The sequence below is a fragment of the Candidatus Methylacidiphilales bacterium genome (genome assembly GCA_025056655.1).
In the GTDB taxonomy this organism is placed as follows: domain Bacteria; phylum Verrucomicrobiota; class Verrucomicrobiia; order Methylacidiphilales; family JANWVL01; genus JANWVL01.
In genome coordinates, this window is record JANWVL010000168.1 from 1 (window position 1) to 7,618 (window position 7,618).

The 7,618-nt window shown below is 35.8% G+C and carries 5 protein-coding genes and 1 tRNA gene; 1 reads left to right on the forward strand and 5 read right to left on the reverse strand.

Features of this window, described 5'->3' with window-relative positions:
- Nucleotides 1–145 precede the first annotated feature (145 nt).
- From NZM04_10845 to NZM04_10855, 3 genes are all read right to left on the reverse strand, one after another.
- Entirely contained in the window at nucleotides 146–580 is a 435-nt protein-coding gene (locus tag NZM04_10845; protein MCS7064513.1) for a hypothetical protein, read from the reverse strand.
- Nucleotides 581–1,363: 783 nt separating this feature from the next.
- Nucleotides 1,364–1,436: transfer RNA gene (locus NZM04_10850), tRNA-Ile, on the reverse strand.
- Nucleotides 1,437–3,165: 1,729 nt separating this feature from the next.
- The gene (locus tag NZM04_10855; GenBank protein ID MCS7064514.1) at nucleotides 3,166–3,837 is read right to left on the reverse strand and encodes a hypothetical protein; all 672 of its coding nucleotides are present in this window, start codon (nucleotides 3,835–3,837) and stop codon (nucleotides 3,166–3,168) included.
- A 679-nt stretch (nucleotides 3,838–4,516) separates the two neighbouring features.
- Here NZM04_10855 and NZM04_10860 point away from each other — a divergent pair.
- Nucleotides 4,517–4,768 (forward strand): hypothetical protein, encoded by a 252-nt coding sequence (locus tag NZM04_10860; protein ID MCS7064515.1) that lies wholly within the window; start codon nucleotides 4,517–4,519, stop codon nucleotides 4,766–4,768.
- A gap of 154 nt (nucleotides 4,769–4,922) precedes the next feature.
- On the opposite strand, the gene NZM04_10865 is transcribed toward NZM04_10860, so the two are convergent.
- Both NZM04_10865 and NZM04_10870 read right to left on the reverse strand, forming a co-directional pair.
- On the reverse strand, nucleotides 4,923–6,761 hold the full coding sequence (locus NZM04_10865; protein ID MCS7064516.1) for a HEAT repeat domain-containing protein: 1,839 nt from the start codon (nucleotides 6,759–6,761) through the stop codon (nucleotides 4,923–4,925).
- A 37-nt stretch (nucleotides 6,762–6,798) separates the two neighbouring features.
- Nucleotides 6,799–7,618 (reverse strand): hypothetical protein (locus tag NZM04_10870; GenBank protein ID MCS7064517.1); only part of this gene is annotated, 820 nt, incomplete at its 5' end.

Consider the following 7,618-nt stretch of genomic DNA (forward strand, 5'->3'; position numbering starts at 1 on the left):
TGCTTTTCGCGGTGTGTGGAGGAGCTATGGCGGTCGGTTGCGTCGTTTGTGCAATGCTGGAATCGGCGGCATCCCTTCAAGCAAGCACATCCGGGTTATCAGAGCTATCCGCGGGACTACGCAAGTATTTGGATTTAGGCACTCCCTATATCACCGTTGCATTGCAGAATAGAGTATCTACCAGCTTATGATGCAGCGCCTCTGTAGTCTGACCTGTGTGATGAGATAGACACGTCTTTTTACTCCCGAAGAACGTGAACGGCTCATCAAGCTTGGTTATGGGTGAGTCTCCAGTTGGGGTCTGGTAGATTGAAGCAGACAAAGCATGGTCACCGATGCACTTGCTCCAGTTAGCTGCCAATTGCGTCCTTGACATACAGATTGAGCCCGATGCGTCGTAAGCCGTGGCCATCCATATATATCTTGAAGGCTTGCGCGCAAGATTCAAGGTGGATAGCCAATCAGGTTGGCCTGAGGTTTGAAATGACAACCGAATGCCTTGTATAGGAAGCTCTGTCGCCACAGTGATTTTTGCCTCGTTTGCACCCCACGATTTGCTTATGACTCTTTTACTCCTCATGCATCCAATTTTATTTAACACCCATGTTGCCTATTCACAGGCTTTGCCATGATGCGCATGGTCACCGGTGCGCTGTGCATCCCAGCCCGCGCTAGCCGAAAGCCAGCGCCTTGTTTTATCTGCAGACCTGTTATCGCCTGCATTAACAAAACCTAGGAGGCACGCATCGGGGTAAAAAATGAATAAACTTGGTCAGTCAAATACAAGTTTGGACGCTTGTGCTGTGCTTGTTGGCAAAGCAAGCGATCCCAGGAGTTTGACTTAACGGCGCTAGTGCCATAAACTGCAAAAGCTATCCGCAATAGCCAGCCGTGCACCCTCATTGCTTTTAGTGTATTTAGCTTGCAATACATTGTTTTAATGCGTTAGGGTGTGATGCAAACCTACCGAAGCGCGCCGTGAACGATTGTCTCAGACGAGCGCAGCGTCTAGCCACAGTTAACTTACATGGTTTTGCGAATGTATACGTGTCGTGGACCGACGCGTGCAAGGTCATCAGTATGTGCGACTGTGCGCGTTGACGAATCCGTCATCCGTCCCCATTTTTTGCAGTAGTGCTTTGAGCTTGGTATGTACCTAGGCTTGGGCTCTGTCATGGGAGGTCTTGAGCAGGCTACCGATATAAACATAAATGCAGAAGTAGGCTTTCTTTGCACGAGTGATTTTGTACGCTACGACTACAATGCGCTTTGTCACTCATGTAGAGAGATCAGAAAGGAGAAATATAGAGGGGCAAACGTGATAACCCGCTTGAGGTAAATACCTAAACGGTTTGCCTGATCATGGGCCTGGCCGGATTCGAACCAGCGACCAATCGGTTATGAGCCGACTGCTCTTACCGCTGAGCTACAGGCCCTTATCGTCATGTTAAATATACACCGCCTAGATTATATTTAGATATAACGCTATGTCAACTGCTACCCTGAATTTGATCACAAGACGTGAATTATGATGTAGAATATAACACATGCCGTGTTAAATAAATAGAATATAACAGATGTCATGTTAAATAAAAAGAATTTGGTGGGAATAATGTATTTTAATTGACCTAGATAAAGGGTATGTCTAAAACCAAATACTTGCGTAATCCCATGGATAGTTATGATGACCAGAATGTGCCTGCTTGAGGGGATACCGCAGATTGCATCATGCATAAAGAACGCAGCCGATGGCAGCTGATCCTTCTCACATCGAGAAAAGCATCGCATACGTCGCCCTAGCCGAGCAAGATCCTCCGCAACTCGGCGAGTCTTGCTTAAACCGAATGGGTCTGTAACTTGCCTGATATAACCTGAGACATCCGCCTCGGTAGTTTAAAGCGGCATAATTACTGGAGCCAACGCTGCAATATTGAAAAGCCTGTGGCGCTTAATCCATCATCTCCTGTATCATCGCTTTATCACAGGATAAAGTATCTACTAAAACATGATATAGCATGTCTGACGATCAATCCGCCTGATGAGATAGATGCGCCTTTTTACTCCAAACGGTCATGACAGCTCATTGAACTCGATGACAGTATTGTCGTCGGTTCGAATCAGGTAGGTAGATAGAAGCAGCCAGGGCACATTCAGCGATACACTTGACCCAGGAGGCTACCGATTGCGCACTTGACACGTAGATTGCGCCCGATGCGTCGGAAGTAGTGATCATCCAGATACATCTGGATAACTTGGCACGGGATTCTAGGCGAGTAGCCGATTGGGGTGGGCTGCGGGGTGAAATGGCGATTGTAGATTTTACATAGGTAGCACTGGTTCCCGTTGTGATTCTTGCATCCTTTATCCAGCGATTAGCTTATGCATCTTTAGCACTTTATGCATACAATTTTATTTGTTCTCTTTTTTACCTCCATCTGAAACACAGTTTTATTGTGGTGTGGATTGTATACCTATATCATATAACACAATGTCTCAGTAATTAAAATTACTAATAAAAAGCGCCTTTTTATCACCAAAAATTTCTTTGTTTAATATATTTAGGATCGTAGTTAACGCATAGTTATTGATATGCTTATCATTAGCGTTTATCCATCTATCTTTTTGCGCTAAGATTATGTATGATACATCTTAAATAGCAGATATATAGACACACAATAATATTTTAAATTATATTTAGATTAACAACTACTTTATGCTATTTAAAGACAGGGTAATTATCAAATGCTTAAATAAATAAAACAAGCATCAAACTTTTTCTATTTTATCACTCAATTGGATCGGTATGATAATAGTCTTATGCGTTAAATTTAAAATAAAAAACAGTGCAATCATGACAGTTTATTGTATCTTTCAATGCATATGCAAGAAAATAAAATGGCATTATATTGTTTATAAAAAAGACATCTTTTTATCCTTACCAAACAATTTCTTGGGCAGGGTTTTCTTTGACTATATGTTTATCTAAAATATCAACTAGCTTAAAAGCAGAATTATTCATCTCATTCCCATTACAGTTAATTAAAATATAATTGTATACATCCAGAGGCTCTATAAAATCCAGCCTACATTTATGCATTATTTTCAAAACTTAAATTGATTATGAATTTGTAAAATTGCATCGAAAGCTAGATCAATGAATGTATCTTAATTTGAATATATTATACCAATAAGTAAATCAACCGCCTCATATGATAAGCAATTACCAATGTATTTTATTATTTCCTCTCTTGTTTTTATATCGCTATGTTTTTTGTATATAGAAATCAAATCTTTTACACAGGCTGGATTTTTAGAGAACGACAACGTATATATTATGTGGTGAGAAATTTCTTTATCCAACATCATTTCAATTGCTTTGTCTCTAAAGGTGTCGTAGAATATGTCATTAAAATGACGACAAACTAAGTACACGGGTTGATTATTTTCTATACTTTCACGCATGAATTTTTTACCATATCTACAATTTTTTTCATCACTACCCTCGATCATAATCTTTAAATACCCGCTTTCAATTAGTTTATATGATTTATGGAGTAATCTTTTCATTTCTTCTATAGCTTGAACATCTCCTGACATGTATAATAAATACAGGTGAACAAAACGATAAACATCACTATGCAGAATCCTTTCAACTTCATCTAATTCAATATATGCGATCATCTTTTTATCAATTAAAAACTTAACAGCAGCTATCATTTTTGAGGCCTCTTCTTTGAGGCAAAAATATATCATCAACAATAATGTTTCTTTTGTATATAAATTAAATAGGGATTCGATTTGCCTATAAATATCAAGCGTAATTCCCCTGTCGTTCATTTGACAGAATAGATCAACAAGTTAATTTTTGCCTATCATCTTATCTATTATAATATTATTTCTTCTTTTGCAAGCTGATTGGCATCTCCTCAATCCAAATAGATAAAAAGTCCTACTCAATGCCTACATACCTATGATGAAGATGTATAAATAAATTGAAAATCCTGAAGGGATTTGCGGATAAAATTGTACAAGTGTGATGTGTGAAATAAATAAGCAAACCAGGGGACAGAATGGTAAGAATCAAAACAACGCCTAGTATTATCTATAAATTGACTGTAATCGTCATCCTATGCATTAATCCAATCTAATAGGCTACCTACTTAGAATTTAGCCCAAAGTAGAAAATATCTATCTGTATGGTAAGGCTTCTTAGCGTAATGAAAATTTACGTTTCATGGGGAGGCACAGTGAGTAGCTAAATGTGTCAAGTACAAATATGATCCTACTCTAGCTGCTATTCTTAGGAAGAAGCTTGCTAATCAATATTATTAGTTATGATCTTAATGGATAATGAGTCTAAATTGACGCTATGGCTTTTCGCAAGCTCAGCATCATATGATTTTGGCCTAATTTTATCAATAGGGAATCATTGGTCAAACGCGACAAGAATCACTGCAACAGCCAATACTACCTATGTAAAACCTGCAAACGTCATTTCACCCCGCAACCTACCCAATTGGCTACTCGCCTAGAATCCCGTGCCAAGTTATCCAGATGTATCTGGAGGGTCACTTCTTCCGACACATCAGGCACAATCTACGTGTCAAGTGCGCAATCGGTAGCCTCCTGGGTCAAGTGCGTCGGTGAATGTGGCTTGGCTGCCTCTATCCCACAACCCACAACCGACGATGATACTATCGTCGAGCTTGATGAGCTGTTCACATTCGTCGGGAGTAAAAAAATGCCTCTATCTCATCACGCAGGTTGAGCGCCAGACACGCTGCAAAATGAGCTGGTAGATACTCTATCTCTGAATGTAGCAGTGTTACTGGCTGGGGTGGATCAATCGCACAGGTCTTTCAATATTGCACTGCTAGCTTCAGTGATTATGTTGCTTGAAACCACCTTGGTTGAGTTATTAATTATTGCACAAATCTCTCGTTTGTAATTTTATTATTCAAGAAACCAAAAATCTCACTTAATTTAATTTCACCCACCATCTCTTTTTTAATATTTATAAGGAGTTTTTCGCATAAATAAGGCTTCTTGTTATATATAAAATCCAAAATCCTTCTGATTTCACCCAAATCATTTGTATTCATCACAATATTCATGACGGCGTTCATTAACAGATCGTCTTTTATATATTCTATGTACTTTAAATATACCTCATCATTGAATAACGTCATTGTTTCCATAAATAGTTTAATTGCCGTTGGATTTTGAGATAACAAAAGAGCTTCGATGTATAAGATATCAGGTTTCTCTCTTGATTTTATTTCCTTTCTTATAAATTCCACGGCTTGATCAGGAAATGTGTTGATATAATAAATCAATCCAAACATGAATTTGTGGTATTGAGATGGTTTGCCGATAATTTTATTAAAGAATAAGGCTGCTTTTTCTTTGTCTATATTTTTTGTTAATTCAAAAAGCAAAATCGTTTCTTCTAAATCATTAACGGATAAAAGCATTCTTTCGAGTTCGTTTAAATCAAGGGCGTATTCATTTATATTCAATCCATATAAAGCCATCTTCCTTAAATTTTTTTTATAACGCAACGCTTTAATAAATATATCATTAAACCTCTTGTCGTTTTTAGATATTAAGACTTCTAAAGCGGCTATTCTAATTTCCTCTAGTTCGTCGAGATTATTGAGTATCTCTATTAGTTTATTCTCTACTCTTATATCTTTATAATTTACTGCGCTTTTAACAGCCATTTTTCTTACCAAGGAATTGGGATGTATAATCCCTTCGTATATTAATCCAACATTTTCTTCTTTTATTTGTCTGTTGATTAGTTTTAACACTTCTAATTTGACTTGCGGGTCTTGAATACGCCATATATCTTTCATCAAACCACTAGATATATCAAGATCTTCGCTTATTATTATGTTTATTAGACTTATAATCCTATCAGGTGGTGCATTTTTTATAAAATCAGATATAAGCGCCATGGCTTTTTTATGATTTACTTGCAACATAATCTTAATATCTATCAAATCATCTTTTCCAATCAATTTAAAATTTCTAATCATCATTTCTGTTAAAGCTCCAGTTGTTTTTATTTTATATAAAGTCTTGAGAGCGGCCTGACGAACATCATCGCTAGCGTGGCTTAAATATGTTTTGATGAGAAATTCATAGGCCATTTCATCATGTTTGTCATGAAGTGCATAGAGAAGACTTTTTTGTATGCATTCACTGGAATTATTATTTTCATTAAAAACTTTAACTATCCACTCAGTTTCTATAGAATATCCTATATTAATAAGAGTTCTAATAAGATAATCTGTTAGGTAAAAAGGATCATGAGTAGCTTTAATCAACAAAAGAGGCGCGACTTCTTTTAGATTTATTTCATACACAAAACTTAAGAATGATGAATATAAATGGCGGTTTTTTTTGTGCTCTTCGATTATATTAAAAATGTGATCGATGTATTCAAAATGGCCAAATTTTATCATAATGCTGTAAATATATATATCGTCTAAAAATCCTAAACGCCCAATATATCTAGATATTATATTTATATAACTATCCTTATTCATGTTGCTATTCGCTATTGCATAGAATAAATTTAATATCTCATCTCTTTGAAATATTTTAGATATATTTTCCATTGTGAATGCTATAACCATTGGTGCTTGTTCTGGATATTTTTGAATCAAATTAGCAATCATATTTCCTGTAACACTTTGATTCATACCGACTAATGTGCCACATATACATCCACTCAGTGATAACTTTATTGCCATATTCTTCTCGCTATTCTCCTGTTTTTATATTTAAATTTTAATACGAAATAATGTTTTTTCTACTAGCCTGGTATTTTAATAGGTCATTGATAATATGACCTATTCTTTCTTGGGGTACCAGGTGATCATGCATGTAATTTAAAATAACTTCATCATAATTATACCATATACCTTCCGCTAATGCGAATATCATATTGATTTCTTTTGTTGAATGTGTATTGATTAATTTATTTACAATTGCTTTCAAGACAATATCTGTGTTTAGTGTATTTAAAAGCATTATTGTTTTATCTATTTCAATCTCTTCCACCTTAAAAATTTCATCAAAAAATAAATTCAGAGAATGCTCGCTTTCATTTAAAAATAAACAAAACAACGATTCTTCAAAAAATAAACCATCAATCCTACATGCATTAATTAAATATTTGGCAAGCCTAATGCTTTCGTCAGAATCTTTAAACACTAATGAAGCTAAAATAATTTCTAACAAAGAATAATCATGAATTATTCCGTCATGCTCGATAAATTTTTTAATCAAGCGAATTATAGATTCCAGCATTTCTCCATCACACCATAATATCAGGTTAGCAATATATTCAATATCTATACTTGTCCAATCCTCAAAAATAGCGAAAAGTTCTTTTAAAAACTCTTCGGTATTTCTATAAAATGAATGTTTGATTATTTCTTTAATGTATTTTTCGCCTATTTCAATACCAAATCTATGGATTTCTGTCCAGTTTAAAAGTTTTTTTGAAAAAATCCTGTCTATGTATTCAACTATTAAATCATCTTCACGATGATTCACTATGGCTTTAAGAGCCAACTCAGTCAAACGAGGTTCATTTAAGTCTGGT